The sequence below is a fragment of the Shewanella chilikensis genome, assembly GCF_037953065.1.
Taxonomy (GTDB): Bacteria; Pseudomonadota; Gammaproteobacteria; order Enterobacterales; family Shewanellaceae; genus Shewanella; species Shewanella chilikensis.
This window is the reverse complement of sequence record NZ_CP149966.1, coordinates 2070200-2090468: the sequence shown is the minus strand read 5'-3', so window position 1 is coordinate 2090468 and position 20269 is coordinate 2070200. Positions and strand designations below refer to the sequence as shown.

At 50.9% G+C, this 20269-nt stretch carries 21 protein-coding genes; 11 read left to right on the top strand and 10 right to left on the bottom strand.

Annotated elements, in window-relative coordinates; translation table 11 throughout:
- Window positions 1-95 precede the first annotated feature (95 nt).
- Both WKR14_RS09565 and WKR14_RS09560 read right to left on the bottom strand, forming a co-directional pair.
- Window positions 96-938: a M23 family metallopeptidase gene (locus tag WKR14_RS09565; RefSeq protein ID WP_339087743.1), complete on the bottom strand. Its 843-nt coding sequence runs from the start codon at window positions 936-938 to the stop codon at window positions 96-98.
- A 198-nt stretch (window positions 939-1136) separates the two neighbouring features.
- On the bottom strand, window positions 1137-2021 hold the full coding sequence (locus tag WKR14_RS09560; RefSeq protein WP_339087674.1) for a 6-carboxytetrahydropterin synthase: 885 nt from the start codon (window positions 2019-2021) through the stop codon (window positions 1137-1139).
- 212 nt (window positions 2022-2233) lie between these two features.
- Between WKR14_RS09560 and WKR14_RS09555 the strand changes: the two genes are divergently transcribed.
- The 4 genes from WKR14_RS09555 to WKR14_RS09540 all read left to right on the top strand — a co-directional run bounded on the left by WKR14_RS09555 (window position 2234) and on the right by WKR14_RS09540 (window position 5757).
- Window positions 2234-3583, top strand: a complete 1350-nt coding sequence (locus tag WKR14_RS09555) for a dihydroorotase (RefSeq protein ID WP_101054532.1) — start codon at window positions 2234-2236, stop codon at window positions 3581-3583.
- 313 nt (window positions 3584-3896) lie between these two features.
- Complete coding sequence (locus tag WKR14_RS09550) at window positions 3897-4826, top strand: LysR family transcriptional regulator (protein ID WP_101054535.1); 930 nt, start codon at window positions 3897-3899, stop codon at window positions 4824-4826.
- A gap of 200 nt (window positions 4827-5026) precedes the next feature.
- Entirely contained in the window at window positions 5027-5416 is a 390-nt protein-coding gene (locus WKR14_RS09545) for an SMR family transporter (protein WP_025011949.1), read from the top strand.
- Between the two features lie 11 nt (window positions 5417-5427).
- Entirely contained in the window at window positions 5428-5757 is a 330-nt protein-coding gene (locus tag WKR14_RS09540) for an SMR family transporter (RefSeq protein WP_028781645.1), read from the top strand.
- Window positions 5758-5834: 77 nt separating this feature from the next.
- Here the strand turns inward: WKR14_RS09540 and upp are convergent, their stop codons facing one another.
- Complete coding sequence (upp, locus tag WKR14_RS09535) at window positions 5835-6461, bottom strand: uracil phosphoribosyltransferase (protein WP_101054539.1); 627 nt, start codon at window positions 6459-6461, stop codon at window positions 5835-5837.
- A 260-nt stretch (window positions 6462-6721) separates the two neighbouring features.
- On the opposite strand from upp, the gene purM reads away from it, so the two are divergent.
- The 5 genes from purM (at window position 6722) to asnB (ending at window position 13131) form a co-directional block, all read left to right on the top strand.
- Entirely contained in the window at window positions 6722-7759 is a 1038-nt protein-coding gene (purM, locus tag WKR14_RS09530) for a phosphoribosylformylglycinamidine cyclo-ligase (RefSeq protein ID WP_287591797.1), read from the top strand.
- Window positions 7759-8403: a phosphoribosylglycinamide formyltransferase gene (purN, locus tag WKR14_RS09525; RefSeq protein ID WP_039035483.1), complete on the top strand. Its 645-nt coding sequence runs from the start codon at window positions 7759-7761 to the stop codon at window positions 8401-8403. The genes purM and purN overlap by 1 nt, the downstream gene beginning before the upstream one ends.
- Window positions 8404-8620: 217 nt before the next feature.
- On the top strand, window positions 8621-9367 hold the full coding sequence (locus tag WKR14_RS09520; protein ID WP_339087673.1) for an HAD-IIA family hydrolase: 747 nt from the start codon (window positions 8621-8623) through the stop codon (window positions 9365-9367).
- Between the two features lie 131 nt (window positions 9368-9498).
- Complete coding sequence (locus WKR14_RS09515; protein WP_339087672.1) at window positions 9499-11145, top strand: M28 family metallopeptidase; 1647 nt, start codon at window positions 9499-9501, stop codon at window positions 11143-11145.
- Between the two features lie 321 nt (window positions 11146-11466).
- Window positions 11467-13131, top strand: a complete 1665-nt coding sequence (gene asnB / locus WKR14_RS09510) for an asparagine synthase B (protein ID WP_335923525.1) — start codon at window positions 11467-11469, stop codon at window positions 13129-13131.
- A 97-nt stretch (window positions 13132-13228) separates the two neighbouring features.
- On the opposite strand, the gene WKR14_RS09505 is transcribed toward asnB, so the two are convergent.
- From WKR14_RS09505 to WKR14_RS09485, 5 genes are all read right to left on the bottom strand, one after another.
- On the bottom strand, window positions 13229-13462 hold the full coding sequence (locus tag WKR14_RS09505; protein ID WP_234556982.1) for a DUF1289 domain-containing protein: 234 nt from the start codon (window positions 13460-13462) through the stop codon (window positions 13229-13231).
- A gap of 9 nt (window positions 13463-13471) precedes the next feature.
- On the bottom strand, window positions 13472-13816 hold the full coding sequence (locus WKR14_RS09500; protein ID WP_286997244.1) for a 5-carboxymethyl-2-hydroxymuconate Delta-isomerase: 345 nt from the start codon (window positions 13814-13816) through the stop codon (window positions 13472-13474).
- Between the two features lie 33 nt (window positions 13817-13849).
- A complete protein-coding gene (locus WKR14_RS09495) occupies window positions 13850-14200 on the bottom strand; it encodes a VOC family protein (protein WP_248952882.1) in 351 nt (116 codons plus the stop codon).
- 88 nt (window positions 14201-14288) lie between these two features.
- Window positions 14289-14957, bottom strand: coding sequence for a DUF445 domain-containing protein (locus tag WKR14_RS09490; RefSeq protein WP_226565086.1), 669 nt, complete (start codon window positions 14955-14957; stop codon window positions 14289-14291).
- A 127-nt stretch (window positions 14958-15084) separates the two neighbouring features.
- The gene (locus WKR14_RS09485; RefSeq protein WP_101054563.1) at window positions 15085-15501 is read right to left on the bottom strand and encodes a GNAT family N-acetyltransferase; all 417 of its coding nucleotides are present in this window, start codon (window positions 15499-15501) and stop codon (window positions 15085-15087) included.
- Window positions 15502-16481: 980 nt separating this feature from the next.
- On the opposite strand from WKR14_RS09485, the gene WKR14_RS09480 reads away from it, so the two are divergent.
- Complete coding sequence (locus tag WKR14_RS09480) at window positions 16482-17459, top strand: transposase (protein ID WP_248952558.1); 978 nt, start codon at window positions 16482-16484, stop codon at window positions 17457-17459.
- Window positions 17460-17881: 422 nt separating this feature from the next.
- Here the strand turns inward: WKR14_RS09480 and WKR14_RS09475 are convergent, their stop codons facing one another.
- A complete protein-coding gene (locus WKR14_RS09475; protein ID WP_339087671.1) occupies window positions 17882-18463 on the bottom strand; it encodes a hypothetical protein in 582 nt (193 codons plus the stop codon).
- Between the two features lie 113 nt (window positions 18464-18576).
- Here WKR14_RS09475 and WKR14_RS09470 point away from each other — a divergent pair, with 113 nt between their 5' ends.
- Window positions 18577-19527, top strand: a complete 951-nt coding sequence (locus WKR14_RS09470) for an IS30 family transposase (RefSeq protein ID WP_001107060.1) — start codon at window positions 18577-18579, stop codon at window positions 19525-19527.
- Here the strand turns inward: WKR14_RS09470 and WKR14_RS09465 are convergent.
- Window positions 19510-20136, bottom strand: coding sequence for a hypothetical protein (locus WKR14_RS09465; protein ID WP_339087670.1), 627 nt, complete (start codon window positions 20134-20136; stop codon window positions 19510-19512). The genes WKR14_RS09470 and WKR14_RS09465 overlap by 18 nt on opposite strands.
- Window positions 20137-20269: the final 133 nt, after the last annotated feature.

The following is a 20269-nucleotide window of genomic DNA, read 5'->3' as shown; positions in this document are numbered from 1 at the left end:
GCAGCCAAAGAAAAAAACAACGCCGCCAGAGGTTAAGTCCGGCGGCGTATGACATCGAGGGTGAGTCAGTCCAATGAGTCAGTCAAAGTAAAGCGCTACTTTTTCGCGTCACTCTTGGCTTGCTGCAATACCTGACTCATTGGAGGCACTAAAGTGGTTGGATCCAGACGCATCTGATACCAATTGACCCGCCAATCCAGATGTGGCCCTGTGGCTCGTCCGGTCGCCCCCACTTCGGCCACCGCCTGGCCCTGTTTCACCTTATCGCCCTCTTTGACATAGAGCTTGCTTAAGTGCAAAAAACTGGAACTGACGCCATAGCCGTGATCGATAATCATGGTGCCGCCGGAATAGAACATATCCGGTACCGACAGGCTGATAACGCCATCGGCCGGCGCAACCACCACAGTACCGGTTTTCGCAGCCACGTCCACACCATAGTGTGGTTTGCCTGGCTTGCCGTTGTATACCCTTTGGCTGCCATAAACCCCTGAAATTCGCCCGGTCAGCGGCCAAATAAAGTCGTCGGCAAACGCCTGCTGGGTACTGAAATGGCTGCGGGCCGCCTTGACCTGGGCGCTGTCTTTGGCGGCGCGCTCCTGGGCCTTGGGGTCCGGCTTCATGATTTTCTTGCTGATCCCTTCAACATACTGAATCCGATAATCCCGCTTGTCGAGTTTGAGGTTACGGCTCTCACTGCTGCCATCCGGGTAACTGAGTGTCAGCGTTTGCTCGAGCGCGGCCTCACGCTCAAAACCAAAGGCAAACCGGCCATCCGGCGTCAAGGTGATGCTCTCGCCATTGAGCTGTACCTCAGTGCCCGGCTCTGTTCTTGCTCTGATCAGGGCCCCCTGTTCAAACTTGCCCTGAAACTGCACCCGTGATGACTCGGGTTTGATGTTGGGCTGAGGCTCAGACTTGGATTCGGCCTGCAGCATAAGACTCACAACCAAAGTGCCCAGCAGCATCAGCGGCAGCGCCTTAAAAGATGGGATTGGCATCTTGCTGTTATTGAACTTCACTCTTGCTCCTCTTTATCTTTACGCCCCATAGACCCCAAGGTGCGGTCTATTTGCGGATGCCTCTAGATTGCTTTTAGGTTGGCGTTATTCTTGGTCCGGCTCAGGCAGTATCTATCAGTCGCCCTGATGCTGCGCCGATGCGATGGCGCCCTTGCCTATGCCCTCGAAGGCTACCACTTTAAAATGTTTGCCCGGCTCAAAGCCCGCCATGCTGTCGGCCATAAAATGAGCCAGCAATTCGACTGTGGTGTCGTGGGGGATCAAATCACAGCAGTCTCTTGGCATCGCCAACTGGAAATCACCCTGCGGCGCCTGGTATCTGAAGCCAATATGGCTCTTGTCATCTATCTTGGTTTGGGGTGACAGCTCAAGCTCGCTGACACCAACCACATCTTCTTCACTGCCAAGGTAGATATCTTTCCAACGTTTGGCCCAGTATTCATCCCATTTGGGCGCGGCGATACCATCGGCAAACACATTGACAGGACTGCGGTGACCGTGAGCGATACGCTGGCAGTTACCGTCGTGCTTACGCAAGCCGTGACTGTAATGGTAATAGGGCGTTTCCAGCACCTCGTTGCGAAGTGTCAGGCTGATACCCTGAACATTGTCCGGCAAGGCATCTGTCAGCGCCTTGTGCAGAAACTGGTTCACGCTGTCAAAGTCGATAATCTCGCTGGGGATAAAGGCGAAAGCCTGCGCCGGGCAAGCCAGGTGAATGCTGCCGCGCAGACTATGGAAGTCCATCCACACCTTGTCGCCCTGCTGTTGCCAACGCACCTGGCTACAGGCGGTGGGCACCAATAAACGGTGATCGGCCACCTCATCTATGGTTTGCTTTATAGTGCGCTTGACCTTGGAAAAGTCGAGCAACATGTTTTGCTCATCCAGGCCACCGTCGAGCAGCACATCGACTATCCAACTTTCGCCTACCATGCCGCGAAACGGGCACAGGTAAGAAAAATCAACCACAGTTAAATCTTTGACAAATAATTGCATTCTCGCTCCCAGGCAGATAAACAGTCCACCCATGTGTTATCGGCCGGCCGATATTGGCACCGATTGAACCGATACCGGCCAGGGTATCGGCACTTGACGTATCTTTCGCAAAAAGTCTGTGATCTTGTCCAAAAGCTCCACAGCTTTTTGCTTGAGTTTCCGGTATTATACGCAAGTCACTGCCAATATTAATAACGCTAATCAGGTATCCTATGAAAACCCTCATCTGCAACGCCCAATTGGTTAATGAAGGAACAATCCGTACTCAGGATCTGCTGATCGACAACGGCCGCATCAGCCAGATTGCCTCCCAGATCACGGCTCCGGCAGGGGCTCAGGTCATAGATGCTCAGGGTAAACACCTGCTGCCGGGGATGATCGACGATCAGGTGCATTTCCGCGAGCCGGGTTTCCCCAATAAGGGCACCATCGCCAGTGAATCCCGCGCCGCCGTGGCCGGGGGTATCACAAGCTTTATGGAAATGCCCAATGTAAACCCGCAAACCACCAATCTGCAGGCGCTGGAAGACAAGTATACCCGCGCGTCTCAAAGTTCATTGGCCAACTTTGCTTTCTATCTCGGCGCCACCAACGATAACCTGGAAGAGATTAAACGTCTCGATCCCAACCAGGCCTGTGGTGTAAAAATCTTTATGGGCGCCTCTACCGGCAATATGTTGGTGGATAACAGTGCCACTCTGGACGGCATCTTCGCCAACTCTCCTGTGGTCATTGCCACTCACTGTGAAGACAGCCCCACCATAGCCGCCAATGAAGCCGCCATGCGTGAAAAATACGGCGATGCCATACCTATGGAGCTGCACGGCGAAATCCGCTCCCGAGAAGCCTGCCTCAAGTCATCTCAACTGGCAACCGAACTGGCCATTCGTCACAAGGCGCGCCTGCATGTACTGCATTTGACCACGGCCGACGAGCTCTATCTGTTTGAGCCGGCCAAGCAACTGGCACAACTCAAGGGTGCCAACATTACCGCCGAAGTCTGTGTACACCATCTTTCGTTCAACGACAGTGACTACGCCCGCCTCGGCAGCCAGATAAAGTGTAACCCGGCCATCAAGACCCTTGCCGATCAACAGGCACTGATAGATGCCGTCAATCGCGACATCATTGACATTATCGCCACAGATCACGCGCCGCACACCTGGGAAGAAAAGCAAGCCGACAGCTACTTCAAGGCGCCGTCCGGTTTGCCGCTGGTGCAACATGCACTGCTCGGCCTGCTGGATCTGCATGCCAAGGGGCACTTCAGTTTGGAAAAAATTGTCCAAAAGACCAGCCATGCGGTGGCCGAGCGCTTTGAACTCAAAGACAGGGGCTATCTGCGCGAAGGTTATCTGGCGGATCTGGTGCTGGTGGATCTCAACAAGCCCTTCGAGGCCACGCTGGAAAACACCCGTTATCACTGCGGATGGTCACCCTTCACCGGCCACAAGTTTGCCGCCTCTATCAGTGGTACCTGGGTCAATGGTAAGCAACTGTTTGACGGCAGTCGCTTTATCGACAATACCCTGGGCCAACGCCTCACATTTAATCGCACTTAATCGCTGATAAACCAAGGGCTCCGCGAAAGGAGCCCTTAAACTTATTATGGGAATGTCCCCTTTCCCTTTACAAAAACAATCAAGATTAAGCGACGCCTCTGGAGCCATTTGAATCCCATGCCAACTGTGTCATCACCTTCCTTAGTGATAGATGTGAAGTCCGGCATGAAACCATCCTGGCTTCACGCTTTTAAAACGGGTTGTGTTATTCTGAAGCTCTCTGTCGTCATTGCCACTGCAGGTTTGGATGTTTTATCTTCTGCCGTTCGCTCAAATCAAGGCGGCACCTGATAACACTATGGTTAATAGATAAATGGCTCACGAACTGGACACCCTGGATCTCAATCTGATGCGGCTGCTTAAGGCGGTTGTCGACAATCGCAGTATCAAGCTGGCCGCCATGCAACTTGGGATCTCTCAGCCCAGTGCCAGCCGGGGTGTAATGCGCCTTAAGCAAACCTTCCAGGATCCCCTGTTTGTCCGAAAACCCCATGGTGTAGAACCCTCACCCATGGCGCTGCGCCTGGCAGAAGAGTTTGACAATATTCTGGCCCCTATCGAAAAAGTGCTGCTGGAATTCGAAGACTTCAGCGCCGACAGCTACACAGGTCAAATAGCCATAGTGACAGATCCCTACTTGATGGATGAACAGGGACAAAGATTGCTGCAAAGCTGTCACCAGGCCTTTCCCAAAGCCAGCTTCACCTTTTCCAGCTGGAATGGTTACAGCCATGATGAGATGCTCGAAGGCATACATGACTATTGCATTTTGGATCAGGAAACCGAGCTGTCCAAGGATATCTATATGCGGCCGCTGTTCACCGAAAAACGGGTAATCCTGGCACGCAAAAATCATCCGCTGCTCGGCGATGAAAATGATTGGCAGACAGTGTCCACGCTGCCGATAGTTTCCCTGCCTGCACCGGCCTCCTACAATCCTCAGTGTACTGTGGAATCTGAGTATCAGCGTATGGGTTATCAGCCTCATGTATTACTCAAGTCCTACAATCTTAGGGTCGCCTGCCAGATGTTGCTGGAAACGGACGCCATCATGTACGCCAGTCAAGGTACTGCCAGGTTGATGCCGGAACTGGCCTCCTTCCCCATGCCCCAGGTCAATCGGGAGTTCAGCCACTTCGTGGTGTCCGGCGGCTTTTTGCAGACCTACCGTAATCATCCGTTACATCAACACTTGCACAGAGTTATACAAAACACATTTCAACCAACACCAATATCTGTTTAGAACGTCATAGATATTCATATTTGAATATCTCAATTACCTATCAAGTTAAAACCCGAACAGTTAACCTAGCAGTGTAAGTTTGGAATTGCCGCTTAATTTGTTGTTACTCCGTTTTTTATGACTTATCTGGCCAGATAGATTCAGGTGTAATGTGCGATTCTCCGTTATGCATATTTTTCATTTCATGTAGAAGGTGAATTATGATCCTTGCACGGGTGTTTCTATTGTTTGCAATTTCCGCCGAAGTGGCGGGTACCAGTACCATGAACCTACTGGGACCTGAGGGTTCTATCTGGGGCTACCTGTTGATGTACCTCTTGATTGGTGTGTCATACTTCTTTTTATCACTGGCGGCGAAGAAGATTGCCATAGGTGTTGCTTATGCGGTTTGGGAAGGTTTAGGCATAGCCCTGATCACCCTGGTATCCATGCTGCTGTTTGATTCCAGGCTCAACCCGCAGGAGCTTGCCGGACTGGCCTTGGCCATCCTGGGTATAGTGTTGGTGACTCTGGGCGAGAGTCATGAAGGTGATAAAACCAAAGTTCAGGATACCGGCTTGGGAGCAAACAGCACCGCCGGTAACCTGTAACGGAGGCGAACATGAACCAGTTTCTGACGCTCTCCTTTGGCTATGTGGTGCTGGCCGCTTTGATTGATATTGCCGCCAATATGGCGCTCACCCGCTCCAATGGGTTCAAGCGTAAATTGTGGGGCGCGCTGGCAATCCTGCTGGTGCTGAGCGCTTTTACTCTGCTGGCACAGGCAGTGAAAGAGATAGACTTGGCCATCGCCTACGCCTCCTGGGGCGCCATAGGTATTTTGGGAACGGCTATCGGCGGCGCCTTGCTGTTCAAACAAAGACTCAAGCCCATAGGCTGGGTCGGCATAGCCGTGGTTATCGCCGCGGTTATCACCATGAAAACCGCCTAAGAACAGAAGGAATAAGTAAGGTCGAAATAAGCAAAAAGGCGCCCGAGGGCGCCTTTTATTATGTTCACTAAAGAGACTTATTTAGTACCGAAGATCTTGTCACCGGCATCACCCAGACCAGGCAGTATATAGCCCTTGTCGTTCAGGCACTGATCGACGGAAGCCGTGTAGAGTTCGATATCGGGATGCGCCTCTTCCAGTGCCTTAACGCCTTCAGGCGCCGCAACCAACACCAACGCCTTGATATGCTTACAGCCACGCTTTTTCAGCAAGTCTATGGTGCAAATCATGGAGCCGCCAGTAGCCAGCATGGGGTCAACAACCAGTGCCAAACGCTCTTCCATATCGCTGGCGAGCTTCTCGAAGTAAGGCACTGGCTCCAGAGTTTCTTCGTCACGGTAAACACCGACAACAGAGATACGGGCACTGGGAATATTCTCCAGCACGCCATCCATCATACCAAGACCGGCACGCAGGATAGGCACTACTGTTACTTTCTTGCCTTTGATCTGTTCCACTTCAACCGGACCATTCCAGCCCTCAATGGTCACAGTTTCGGTTTCCAAACCTGCGGTTGCCTCGTAGGTTAACAGGCTGCCAACCTCGGCGGCGAGCTCACGAAAACGTTTGGTGCTGATCTCTGCTTCACGCATCAAACCAATTTTGTGGCGTACCAGCGGGTGTTTAACCTCGACAACTTTCATTCTTTTTCTCCTGATCTTGCGGGCGGGACGAGCAATCAGACTGGCAGCTCCCGGCGTGCAGAGCACAAACCAGCCGGATTTGGGCAAATTTGTGAGATTTTAGTTGATTTGTTCCAGCGGTAAAACAGAAAGTTTTATAAATCTGGTAAATCGTGACTTATATCCCTATGAATAAAGTGCAATCTTGGCTTTCGAGCCCCCCGGCAAACTGCTAGAATATCGCCGCATAAAATCCATAACGATGTACCCGAGAGGATCAAGTGAGTACCCCTACCCCACTGAGCTATAAAGACGCCGGTGTCGATATCGATGCAGGCAACGCACTCGTCAATAACATCAAGTCCGTAGTCAAACGCACTCACCGTCCTGAAGTCATGGGCAACCTGGGTGGTTTTGGCGCCCTGTGTGAACTGCCAACCAAATACAAGCACCCTGTGCTGGTTTCCGGTACCGATGGTGTGGGCACCAAGCTGCGCCTGGCCATTGACTTCAAAAAGCATGACACTGTCGGTATCGACCTGGTGGCCATGTGTGTCAACGACCTGCTGGTTCAAGGCGCCGAGCCGCTGTTTTTCCTCGACTACTATGCTACCGGCAAGCTGGACGTCAATGTGGCGACCGACGTGGTTACAGGTATCGGCGAAGGCTGCTTCCAATCCGGTTGTGCCCTGATCGGTGGTGAAACCGCCGAAATGCCCGGCATGTACGAAGGCGCTGACTATGATCTGGCCGGTTTTTGTGTCGGAGTGGTGGAGAAAGAAGCCATCATCGACGGCAGCAAGGTGCAGGCCGGTGATGCACTGATAGCCCTGGGCTCCAGTGGTCCTCATTCCAACGGTTACTCACTGATCCGTAAAGTCCTGGAAGTCAGCCAGGCTGACCCACAGCAAGATCTGGACGGCAAGCCGCTTATCGATCACCTGCTGGAACCAACCCGCATCTATGTCAAACCTTTGCTGGAACTGCTGGACAAACACCCGGTTCACGCCATGGTACACATCACAGGCGGCGGTTTCTGGGAAAACATTCCAAGGGTACTGCCAGAAGGTGCCAAGGCCGTTATCCAAGGCGAGTCCTGGCAGTGGCCCAGCGTATTCAACTGGCTCAAGCAAGCCGGTAATATCACAGAACATGAAATGTACCGCACCTTTAACTGTGGTGTCGGTATGATAGTTGCCCTGCCTCAGGCCGAAGCCGAAGCCGCCATTGAGCTACTCAAGGCCAAAGGTGAAAACGCCTGGCAGATAGGCACTATCGCCAATCGTAATCAACAAGAAGAGCAAGTGGAGATCCTTTAATGCAGGAGAGTTGTCGCATATTGGTAATGATTTCGGGCAATGGCAGTAATTTGCAGGCTGTTATCGACAGCTGTGATAGCAAGATGCCAGGGCGCGTGGTCGGAGTGATCAGCAACAAGGCCGATGCCTATGGTCTGATCCGGGCCCATCATGCCGAAATAGACACCAGTTGCGTCATCGCCCGCAAAGAGGAGTCCCGCGCCCAATATGATGCCAGACTGCAGGCGGCTATCGACAGATATCAGCCCGACCTCATCGTATTGGCCGGCTTTATGCGTATTCTCAGTGATGAGCTGGTCAGCCGTTACCAGGGCAAGATGCTCAATATCCACCCGTCACTGCTGCCCAAGTATCCTGGATTGGATACCCACAAGCGCGCCATCGAAGCCGGTGACAGCGAACATGGCGCCAGCGTCCATTTTGTTATCCCGGCACTGGACAGTGGCCCGGTGATTTTGCAGGCTAAAGTCCCCGTGTTTGCCGATGACACAGTGGCAACTCTGGCGGCCAGGGTGCACGAGCAGGAACACGCCATCTACCCGATAGTGGTGCGTTGGTTCTGCCAGGGCCGACTGAAGATGGTTGACGGTAAAGCCTGGCTCGACGATGAAGCCATCGGCCCCAACGGCTACGCCCCGGACTGATCTCTGAGTAAACTTAGGTTGATTAATTCATCAAAAAGGAGCCGTGCGGCTCCTTTTTTATTACAACAATGGCTATTACGGCTGTGGCGCAAGCTTACCTATCCGCTTAATTTACCCGAATATGACGCTCCGTTACCGGCTTTTTTCAGCGGCCAATTGTAATTTTATGACCAATGGCGTTAGATAGAGGCAGTTTTCAGGACAGAACGAGACGCGCATGAAGAGTATTATCTGCGACATAGACGGCGTGCTGATGCACGACAACAAATTAATCCCCGGCAGTGACAAGTTTATCGCCCGGGTGCTGGAACAGGGAAACCCCTTGGTTATCTTGACCAACTATCCGGTACAGACGGGCAAAGATCTGCAAAACCGCCTCGGCGCCGCCGGGCTGCATATTCCCGAAGAGTGCTTCTATACCTCGGCCATGGCGACCGCCGACTTTCTCAGGCACCAGGAAGGCAGCAAGGCGTTTGTCATAGGTGAAGGTGCCCTCACCCACGAACTTTACAAGGCCGGCTTTACCATTACCGATATCAACCCCGACTTTGTTATCGTCGGCGAAACTCGCTCCTACAACTGGGACATGATCCATAAGGCCGCCCGCTTTGTTGCCGATGGCGCCCGTTTTATTGCCACCAACCCGGATACCCATGGCCCGGCTTATAGCCCCGCCTGTGGCGCTCTCTGCGCGCCTATAGAGAGAATAAGCGGTCGCAGACCCTTCTACGTGGGTAAACCCAGCAGTTGGATCATCCGCTCGGCGCTGAACCATATAGATAGTCATTCCGAAAATACCGTGATTATCGGCGATAACATGCGTACCGATATTCTGGCCGGTTTTCAGGCTGGGCTGGAAACCATATTGGTCACCAGTGGGGTCAGCAAGCTGGAGGATATAGAGAAAGAGCCCTTCCGTCCCAACCATGTGTTTGCCTGCGCCGCCGACGTCGACGTGATCTGAAACCATTGGTAACATTCCTTTTACCGCCTCCGCTTGTGCCGGGGGCGTTTTTTCGTCCATGATAGCGCACAGGCAAGGGCAAAGCCGTTGCCACTTCATACCTGACAATAAAAGCAACAACAGGATCCCTTATGCGCTTGATGATCCCCCTGTGTACCCTGGCACTCTTGAGTGCCTGCAGCCAAAATAATACTGTCGACGACCCCATCCGCGTTGTCAGCTTCAATGAACATGAGTTTCGCCAGGACATCCAAACCCTGGCCTCGGATGAATTTGAAGGCCGGGCGCCGACTACCCGCGGCGAGCAGCTGACCCTGGACTATCTCAGCAAGGCCTTTGCCGCTATGGGGCTTGAGCCCGGCGCCAGCGGCAGCTTTTTGCAAAAAGTGCCCATGGTGAGCTATACCGCCAGTGAAACCCAGGAAATACAGTTAGCCGGTATCGATTTTCAATATCCCCAAGATCTGGTGCTCGGCAGTCGCCATGATGTCGAACGCGTCGATATCACCAACGCGCCACTGGTGTTTGTCGGTTACGGTATCAACGCCCCCGAGTACGACTGGAACGACTACCAGGGCCTGGATATGAAGGGCAAAATCGCCCTTATTCTGGTGAATGACCCCGGCTTTGCCCGCCCGGATCTCGGTAAATTCAACGGCAAGGCGATGACCTATTACGGCCGCTGGACCTATAAGTATGAAGAAGCCAGCCGTCAGGGCGCATTGGGCGCCATTATCATTCACGACACGGCTCCTGCCGCTTATCCCTGGTCTGTAGTGGAAAACAGCTGGACCGGCCCACAGCAGGATCTGGCCTCGGATTCCGGCAACGAGCGAGTGGCAGTGGAAGGCTGGATAACCCTGGATGCCGCCAAAAAGGTGTTTTCCAAGGCCGGGCTTGAACTGGACAGCGCCATCAGCCGCGCTGCCCACGGTCCACTGCAACTGACGCTGGGGCAAACCGCCAGCATAGCTTTCGATAACAAGGCCGAGTATGGCGACAGCTACAATGTGGTTGCCACTCTGCCGGGCAGCAGCCGCGCCAATGAGCATATTCTGTTTACCGGCCACTGGGATCATCTGGGCATGAGCAGTTCGGCCGAAGGCGACAAGGTGTTCAATGGCGCCATGGACAACGCCTCCGGCATCGCCGGCATGCTGGCCATCGCCCGTGAGTTTGCCGCCGACGCCAAGGCTGGCAAGCGCCTCAAGCGTTCGCTGACTTTTATCGCCACCACAGGCGAAGAGCAAGGTCTGCTGGGATCACGTTTCTATGCCGCCCAACCGGCCTACCCGTTGGAAAACACCATAGGGGTGATTAATCTCGACAGCACCAATATCTATGGCCGCACCAAAGACTTCACCATAGTTGGCAAAGGCAAGTCTGAGCTGGAGCGTTATCTGGAAGCCGCGCTCAAGACCCAGGGCCGCTATGCCACAGCAGAGAAACACCCCGAGTCCGGCGGATTCTTCCGCTCGGATCACTTCAGTTTTGCCCAGTATGGCGTACCTGCGGTATTTGCCGGTGGCGGCAGCGAACCTGTAGATCAGGCCACCGCTGACTACAAAGCAGCAATGAAACAACAGATGAAAGGCTGCTATCACAACCTCTGCGATGAGTATCATGCCAACTGGGATCTCTCCGGCGCGCTGGAAGATCTGGCCGTGTACTACAAGGCCGCCAAAGGCTTGGCGGATTCTGCCGACCGCCCGGGTTATTTTAAGGGCACAGAGTTTTATAGCCTGCGGCCGGAAACCGGCGTTGCTCCGGCGATTTAACCAGACACATTTCCCCATCCCCCAAGGCGCCTCCGGCGCCTTTTTGCGTTGTTTTCCGGGCAGATAAATCAATCGCCGATAAAAGCAGCGGCTTTAGGAAAGTGCCAATTTGCACGCTGTTACAGCGAGCTAAAATGCAGATCTTTCACCAATTAAGCGATTAAATTGTTTAACCCTTAAAAAAATAGGTCGAAAAACACATTATAATTTACAGATCTAGCCATTTTCATGATTTATATTCAAAAATAAAGCTTGGCTTTTGAGAATTCTACAGGCAAAGTGAAGCCATTGCTGAAGAAACACCAAGTTTGGAGTCTTACCATGTGTTCAATTTTTGCCATTCTCGATATCCAGTCTGATGCCGCCGCTCTGAGAAGCACTGCGCTGGAGATGTCCAAACTGATGCGCCACCGCGGCCCGGACTGGTCGGGTATTCATACCACTCCAAGAGCGATTCTCGCCCATGAGCGGCTGGCCATTGTCGATATCGAACACGGCGCCCAGCCGCTGTTATCTGAAGATGGCCAGTTGGTATTGGCAGTCAACGGTGAAATCTACAACCACAAAGAACTCAAGGCCGAGCTCGGCGACAAGTACAGCTACCAGACCAACTCGGATTGCGAAGTGATCCTGGCGCTGTATCAGGAATATGGCAGCGACTTTCTCGATAAGCTCAACGGTATTTTTGCCTTCGTACTCTATGACAAGGCCAAGGACTGCTACCTCGTAGGCCGGGATCACATGGGGATCATCCCGCTTTACACCGGCCGCGATACCAGTGGCAACTTCTATGTCGCCTCCGAGATGAAGGCGCTGGTCCCCGTATGTAAAACTGTGGAAGTATTCAGCCCCGGGCATTACCTATACAGTGAAGATGACGCGCCGGTGCAATACTATCAGCGTGACTGGCGCGCCTATGAAGCGGTAGCCCAAAACAGCGCCTCCAGCGAAGAGCTGCGCGAAGCGTTGGAAGCCGCGGTAAAACGCCAGTTGATGTCAGATGTGCCCTATGGCGTTTTGCTGTCGGGTGGGCTGGACTCCTCGGTGATTTCCGCCATTACCCAAACCTTTGCCAAGCGCCGTATTGAAGACAACGATGCCTCCGATGCCTGGTGGCCACAGCTGCACTCCTTTGCCGTGGGCCTCAAAGGGGCGCCGGATCTGGCAGCGGCGCAAAAGGTCGCCGATGCCATAGGCACCATACACCATGAGCTGCACTTCACCTTCCAGGAAGGCCTCGATGCCATCAAGGAGGTGATTTATCACCTGGAAACCTATGATGTCACCACCATTCGCGCTGCAACCCCCATGTATTTGATGGCGCGCAAGATCAAGGCTATGGGGATCAAGATGGTGCTCTCAGGCGAAGGTGCCGATGAACTGTTCGGCGGTTACCTCTATTTCCACAAGGCACCAAACGCCCGCGCCTTCCACGAGGAGCTGGTGCGTAAACTCGACAAGCTGCACCTGTACGACTGCCTACGGGCCAACAAGGCCATGGCAGCCTGGGGCCTGGAAGCCCGGGTACCTTTCCTCGACAAGGAGTTTATGGACGTGGCAATGCGCCTGAACCCAGAAGCAAAGATGTCGCGCGATGGCCGGATTGAAAAGCATATTCTGCGTGAAGCCTTCGAGCATAAGCTCCCGGCCGAAGTCGCCTGGCGCCAGAAAGAGCAGTTCAGTGACGGTGTGGGTTACTCCTGGATTGACGGTCTGAAAGAACATGCCGCCGCCCAGGTGGAAGATAAAGAGCTGGCCAACGCCCGTTTCCGCTTCCCGCACAACACGCCGGAAACCAAGGAAGCCTACTTCTATCGCTGCTTCTTTGAAGAGCACTTCCCGCTGGAGTCGGCAGCACTGACTGTACCGGGTGGTAAATCGGTTGCCTGCTCCACCCCGGAAGCGCTGGCCTGGGATGAGAGCCTGTCCGGCATCATAGATCCTTCCGGCCGAGCGGTGCGCTCTGTGCATAGCGCATCTTATTGAACTTAAGTAAAAACCATAAAGGCGCCTAATGGCGCCTTTATTCATTAGCGGAAATAGAAGCTTCGCTTCTGTGCCGCTTTATTTGCTTTGAGCTTGTTCACTTGCGCCTTGTTCTCATCACTCTAAACCCGGCAGCGGCTTGGTCACGCTCAACTTGTCGCTGCCGGCAGCGCTCGAGAATAGTCTGCCGCTCGCTGTCCGTTGCCTGATGCCAGGCCAGGATCTCTGCCAGCGTCCTGAAACACCCCAAGCAAACATCCTGCAAGTCCAGGCAGCAGTGGCGAATACAGGGAGAGTCCACCCTGTTCCTGCGCTTTGGCTGCCCTGACATATTGGCTTCTTAGCTACCGCGCTTAAGGTAGCTTGGCTGATGCAGCTCAGTAACCTCCAGCGAGACACTGTCGGCTTTGGCCGCAATCGGCTCCAGTGCGGCAAACACGCTTCGGGTCAGGGCTTGCTTTTGCTCATCGGCGCGTCCCGGCATAATGGCCAAACGCACATGGATAAAGCTTTGCGCGCTGTCCTCCCCTACCAGGAAATGCTCACAGGCATGCGCCCTACTCTTGATGGCAGATGGTGTGAACAAGCCTGAGTCTATGGCACCTTGGTGCACCGCCTGAACCAGCTTGGCAATCGACAACTGCTGCGCCAGGGGCGCCGAATACTCAATAATACAGTGAGGCATAATCCTTCCTTGTAAAGGGAGAAACGTCCGGGTTTATTCAGACCAGACGGCATACTCGTTTTGGCTCGGGCAGCGGAAATGAAAGCGCCGACCACCGGGAAAACTGAAAATATCTTTACTAATCTCACCGCCATGGGCCTTGACGGCCTCCAGACTGGCGTTCAGATCATTTGAGTAAATCACCAACAGCGGGCAACCATTGAGGGTATCGAAGTTCACCGATGAACGGAAAAAACCGCCATCAATCCCGGCCTGGGTAAAACAGCTGTAGTCCGGGCCATAGTCAACAAAGCCCCAACCAAACACCGCCTGAAAAAATGCCTTGGTGGCTTCCAGCTCCCGGGCGGGAAGTTCAAGATAGTTAATCGTATGATGTAACGCCATGGCTTTCCTCCCGCCGCTTGGGCGACTTAATAGCAATTATTTAGCTGAGCTGCAGGTTAGGTTCAGCCCACAATTCACCTATCTATAGTTATAGCAAGCGCTGCAGGTATACGCTGACCAGCCCTATCAAACCGCCAAAGACACCGCCCCAGACAACCAGCCAGCCCAGGTGAGTTTTAATCATCTGCTGCACCATCTCTTTGACCAACTGCGGCGTTAACTCGGCCAACCGCTGCTCGACGATATCCTGAATTTGGCTGCGCATATCGGCCATCACTCCTGGCTGCTCCAGCTCACCCTTGAGCAGCTCGTAAAAATCATCACTCTTGGCAATATCTGCCAGCGACTGCTGCATCTTTTCAATAAAAGGTTGCTTGAGCGGCGTGAGAGCTTCCTCGCCGCCAAACATGGATAACATGCCCCCCAATGATGACTGGGCCACAGTGGCCACCAGAGCATCAAAGGCCGGAGCCAAGTCTACTTTGGCGATAACGCCGGAGAGATCCAGGCTCTGCTTGTCCGAGCGAGTCGACAGAAAACGGTCGATATTCGCTTCGGAGAAAAACTGCTCCATCATCAACTCGCTGATCGCTTGCTTGAACTGCTCGAAACGAGCCGGGATCACCCCTGAGCCATAGAGACCCGGTACTTTTTCAAACAACATATGCACCGCCAACCAATTGGTAATGGCGCCGGATACGGCGAATAGGCCTATGTTGAATAACACATCTGAGTGCATGCCATAGCCGGTAAGCATAATGGCCAGCGCCAATAGGTTGGTAACGGCGCTCTTGTCGAGCACAGGTGTCTGTTGTACTGCTGTTTTCAATCTGAAATCCCCTGAAATTAAAACCCGCTAATGGTAGCAAACAGGGGGCAGCAGATTAAAGTAGTGCGTGATACAGACCTTGCTCTGTGTCATCCCCGGTTGCCGGCATGGAGGGCTCACCAAATTGGCGTTTCACCACCAGCACCTCGGCATCCTGAGCCAGAGTGCGGGCTCTATGAGTGAGTTCTTTGGCAATTCCCTGACCTCGGTAATCGGGCAATACAAAGAGATCATCGAGATACCACAAGGGTTGGAGTAATAAAGAAGAGAACGAAGGAAAAAGCTGAGCGAAGGCCAATGGGAAATCGCCTTCGGTGGCGATAAAGATCATCGAATCATTTTCCTGCAAGCGGGCCCGTAAAAATTCACGGCAGCAAACGAGATCCGACTCTTGCCCCATCTCCTGCCGATACTCGTCAAACAGCAGGATCAGTTGTTCCAAATCCATTTCAGTAGCCAAACGTATTTGCATTTTTCATCCCTGAATACAAGTTGAAATCTTACTATTTGCCAAAGGCAAAACGACAATAAACTTCTTAAACAAGGCAAGGCTAACATAGAAAAGCTTCTCTGGCAGCAGCTTTAAGCTGCCCTCCCCCAAGCCAGTTCCCGTTCATACCCATCCTGGCAGCCGTTTTCAACGAGCACACAAACCCAAGTGGATTTAGCCCTATTGGTCGGCGATAACAACTGAAATCACTCCAGCCATTCAAGCACTGAAACAAGCAATTTAAGCGAGGCAATCAATTGGAATATTGCTCATATGATTTGCCGGGCAAAGTTGTTTTAATAGCGAATTATGTTGCCACCCCCCCACAAAATCAGGGTTTTATTGCCTTTGTTAAAAAACTTGACCTTAAGCTAATTGTTTTACTAATAGGTACTGGGTATTGTATAACCAATTCAACCAGTTAGCTTTTTCTTAAGCGAAAGCTCTGCGACAAGGATACTTTTCAGTTTGTAACGGTATTCAGGGACGAACAGCATGTCGCGCCCGTGCGGTAGCTATGACTTTACTTAACGCTTTTTGTCGGGCTTGGTTTTAAGGTGCTTGTTTTTAAGGCCCTTGGTTGCAGGGCTTGAAGCGCTCATGGTAAGTACCTCAGAACTGATTTTCTATACAGTATTATTGACGTTCCTGACAATATGCCGGGAAGTTGCAGCTAAGGTTGCGCGTTATTTCCGTAATATTTCAGGAAATTTCATTAAATTCATAAAGTTAAAAAATACAGCGGGTAGATAATAGGTTTGGAAACCGCGCATGCGCGTTTAGCTGCAAGGGATATTTGGACTAAATGGTATTATATCCAGCGAATACAAACAGATAGCGATGCGCGTTTACACTCCTCCGAGGACTAAAACGCGCATGGAAAAATATGGACACCCAACGTTAATAGCGCGGTAGTTAGCCTCCGACTATCCTTTGTTTAAGCATTTAACAAGGAGGTTATTATGCCGCGCCCTCGCCGAACTCAAATCAGCCTTGAAGATACGCCTTACTACCACTGTTGCAGCCGCGTGGTGCGGCGTGCCTTTCTATGTGGTGATGATGCCTACTCGGGCAAGAATTATGACCACCGCCGTGGTTGGGTAGAATCTTTACTGTTTGAATTGGAGGCCGTTTTTGCCATTGATGTGGCGGCATTTGCCATCATGAGTAATCATCTGCATCTGGTGTTGCATATCGATATAGAGACAGCAAACCGATGGACAGACAGAGAAGTGCTTGAGCAATGGCATAAGCTGTTCAAAGGTGATGAGTTAACCCACAAATTCACCCAGGGTGAGCTGATTGAAGCGTATGAAGTGCCCAGGCTGAAACGCACCATTGCGATTTATCGCAGTAGGTTATGTGACATCAGTTGGTTCATGCGTTGTCTCAACGAACCGATAGCGCGTCAAGCCAATCAGGAAGATAACTGTACCGGCCGATTCTGGGAAGGAAGATTTAAGTCGCAAGCCTTACTGGATGAAGCAGCGGTGTTAACCTGCATGGCCTACGTTGACCTCAACCCCATCAGAGCCAAGATGGCCGATACGCCTGAGCAATCAGAGCATACCAGCATTCGGCTACGTATTCAGGCCGCTTTGAAATGCGAACAACCCACCAAGCTACTGCCCTTTATTGGCGATGAGTGCGATAACCAGCCCAATGGTATTGCGTTTGGGCTCAAGGATTATCTTGAATTAGTGGATGATACCGGGCGTTGTATTCGCGACGATAAACGTGGCGTGATAGGTGAAAGGAGTGCCAAGCTACTGATGCGGTTGAATATCCATCATGAGAACTGGCTCAAGCTTACCACTGAATTTGGAAAACTATTTCGTGGGCCGGTAGGCACCTTGCAAGAGCTCAGCTGCTACTGCGAACACTTGGAGAAGCGACGACGGCATTTTGCAACCAGTTGCCAGTACTTTCAAACGGCCTGAACCCCACTCTATCTCAATCACAGTTGTTGAAATCCCCTGAACCATGGGTTGGGCTAACACGGTTCAAATCTCGCATTTTTGCGTGAAATCGGTTCGATTTCATCAAACCTCTGCAACTCATGGATATCTTTCGGCCTCAGCGTACTCAAATCCCCTACCGGTGCTTGAATACAGACAGAAAGAAGATTAAGTGATTGTTTTACAGTGGGTGGCTTGATATTTTCGTATAAAGACCTCGGTAGCGCCCAAGACTCATGTCTTCAAAATCAATTTTTTCTAGATCATCATACTCGAACATACTGGAAGCCTAACGCCCTGTTAACAGGCTAAATATAGTTGGCTAAAATAAGCGACGAAGGAGCAAAAGCCAACTGTATTTTGTCCTTGTTTAACAGCTTGTTAAGTGCAATACACCATTCTATTTACCGATAAGCATATTGCGAATATATAATAGTTAATAATATAGGAGACAGTATTTTCATGAATGAAAGGAATTTTTGTAACTTGCTAAACGCCTTTGTTCTACTATCAGATTCATCCGGATAATTCTTAAAGAACCTCCTATATGATATTTTGCGTACAAGACCAAGAATCTCGTTTGAGAAGAACATAACAAACATTGCGCCCGTAACCGCTTTAGGCAGGAAGACAGATATATCCTGTAAAGTTAAGCCGTACCAAATAAAACTAAATCCAGAAAAGGTGATTAGATAAGCAAGTGCAGAGGTTAGTATTATCGACTTGGCGTCTTTTTTAGCTTCTTCTTTAGATATTTCATCCATTACCTTTTTATATCTTTCTGGATCTTCTTTTTCTAGATTAGCAATTTTTCCATAATTACTGTAATCAACCTCGGGCATTGGCAGTTGAATGATAGTAACTAGCCAAGAAAAAAGGATTGATGACAATGCGAATACAATTACAAATTTATTTATATATCCCGGCGTTGCCGGATTAACAAATACATCATAAATGACAACAATCTGAATGAAGAAAGATGCCAATAGTAATGCCCGAATTCAGATAATAAGTGCACCACTCATGGTTAAACGGTGAGGAGAGATCAACTGCCTGTTGGTGATACTCTGTAGTCGCCAAACAAACATGAGTAGTTACCATGAATTACAAGCAGTTGATCGAGGGACAACGATACCAGATTGAGGCCTATTTACGCGAGGGTTTCAGTTATCGGGAGATAGGAAAACGTCTGAAAGTCAGCCACAGCACAATCAGCCGGGAAGTAAATCGCAATCGAATTCGGGATAACCATTACTTGCCGGAAGTCGCTCAGGCGAAGGCACTAAAACGCCGTTGTCAGTCCGCGAAGTCTAGAATATCTGGACTGACCATCACCTTTGTTGAGTTCGGTCTCAATGAGAAATGGAGTCCGGAACAAATAGCCGGTGTCGGTAAAATCATCGGATATAACGTCAGTCACGAGTGGATTTATGGCTATGTCCAGCGTGATAAATTATGCGGCGGCAAGTTGTACAAACAGCTCCGCCAGAGTCACCGAAGATACCGTAAAGGTAACCGTGCGAAGCGTGTGATTATCCCGAATCGCGTAGGCATAGAGCATCGTCCCGCTATCGTGAACAAGAAAAAGCGGTTCGGAGACTGGGAAGCTGACACGGTTCTGGGCAAGCAAGGTACGGGCGCGATTGTCAGCCTGGTTGAGCGAAAAAGTAAGCTGTACCTGATACGCAAAGTGCCAGCGAAAAGCGCAGCCGATGTAGCCCGGGCCATGGTTGGTATGCTGTGGAAATATCGAGGTTATGTTCGAACTATCACTGCGGACAACGGCAGCGAGTTCTGTGACCACGAACAGGTCGCAGAAAAGCTTAAAACGGATGTCTACTTCGCTAACCCTTATTCGTCCTGGGAACGCGGACTGAATGAAAACTTCAACGGTTTGCTGCGGCAATACATACGGAAAGGCACCGATTTGCGGACGGTAACAGATAAGCAAATTAGTGAGATTGAACGGGCATTAAATGCCAGACCGAGAAAGTGCCTCGGCTTCAGGCAACCTGTTGCGGTATTCAATGAATTACGCAAGGCAGCCTAATTTAGCGAGTGGTGCACTTCGGAGTTGAATTCGCGATGTAATTAAAATTAAAGCAAATATCAGGGCAAGAAACGCAGCTAAAAGTACAGAAAATCCGTGCTGATGGACCTTTTCGCCTTTCGTGATCTTCTTGAATAGTGCATCAGCAGCATAATCTACCCAAATGTGTTTATAAAAATCTCGAACATTCTCGTCAGGTGCTATTTTTGCTATGCACTCATTAATTAAAGCATCAATATACTTTTTATACGCAGTCAAAAGTGCGGATACTGGAGTGACTATTGCAGCAATAAAAAGAATGAATTCTTTGTAGTACCCTAGATTCTTAAAGCTATACCCTAGAATTCTTAACTCAACGCCTTGTAAGTTTTGCGCTGAATACAAAGAAACCATGATGATTGAGTAAAAAATAAGAAGCTTAAATGTTAAAGAGTTTAACCTTGCTGATTTTTCAGTTAATTTTTCAAGGTACTCTTTCCCAAAAAATTCTTCGAAGTTATTACCTTCATTGATAACTTCTCTAAAACTATCAACTCTCCTTGTGAGGTTTGACTTCCAAGTAGTTTTTTTGAATTGCTTTAAATCGTCAGATTCTGACAACGATGACATTAGTAAATCCTTTTTAGAATCGCCGATACTTACAAGGCCCGAATTCAGATAATAAGTGCACCACTCATGGTTAAACGGTGAGGAGAGATCAACTGCCTGTTGGTGATACTCTGTAGTCGCCAAACAAACATGA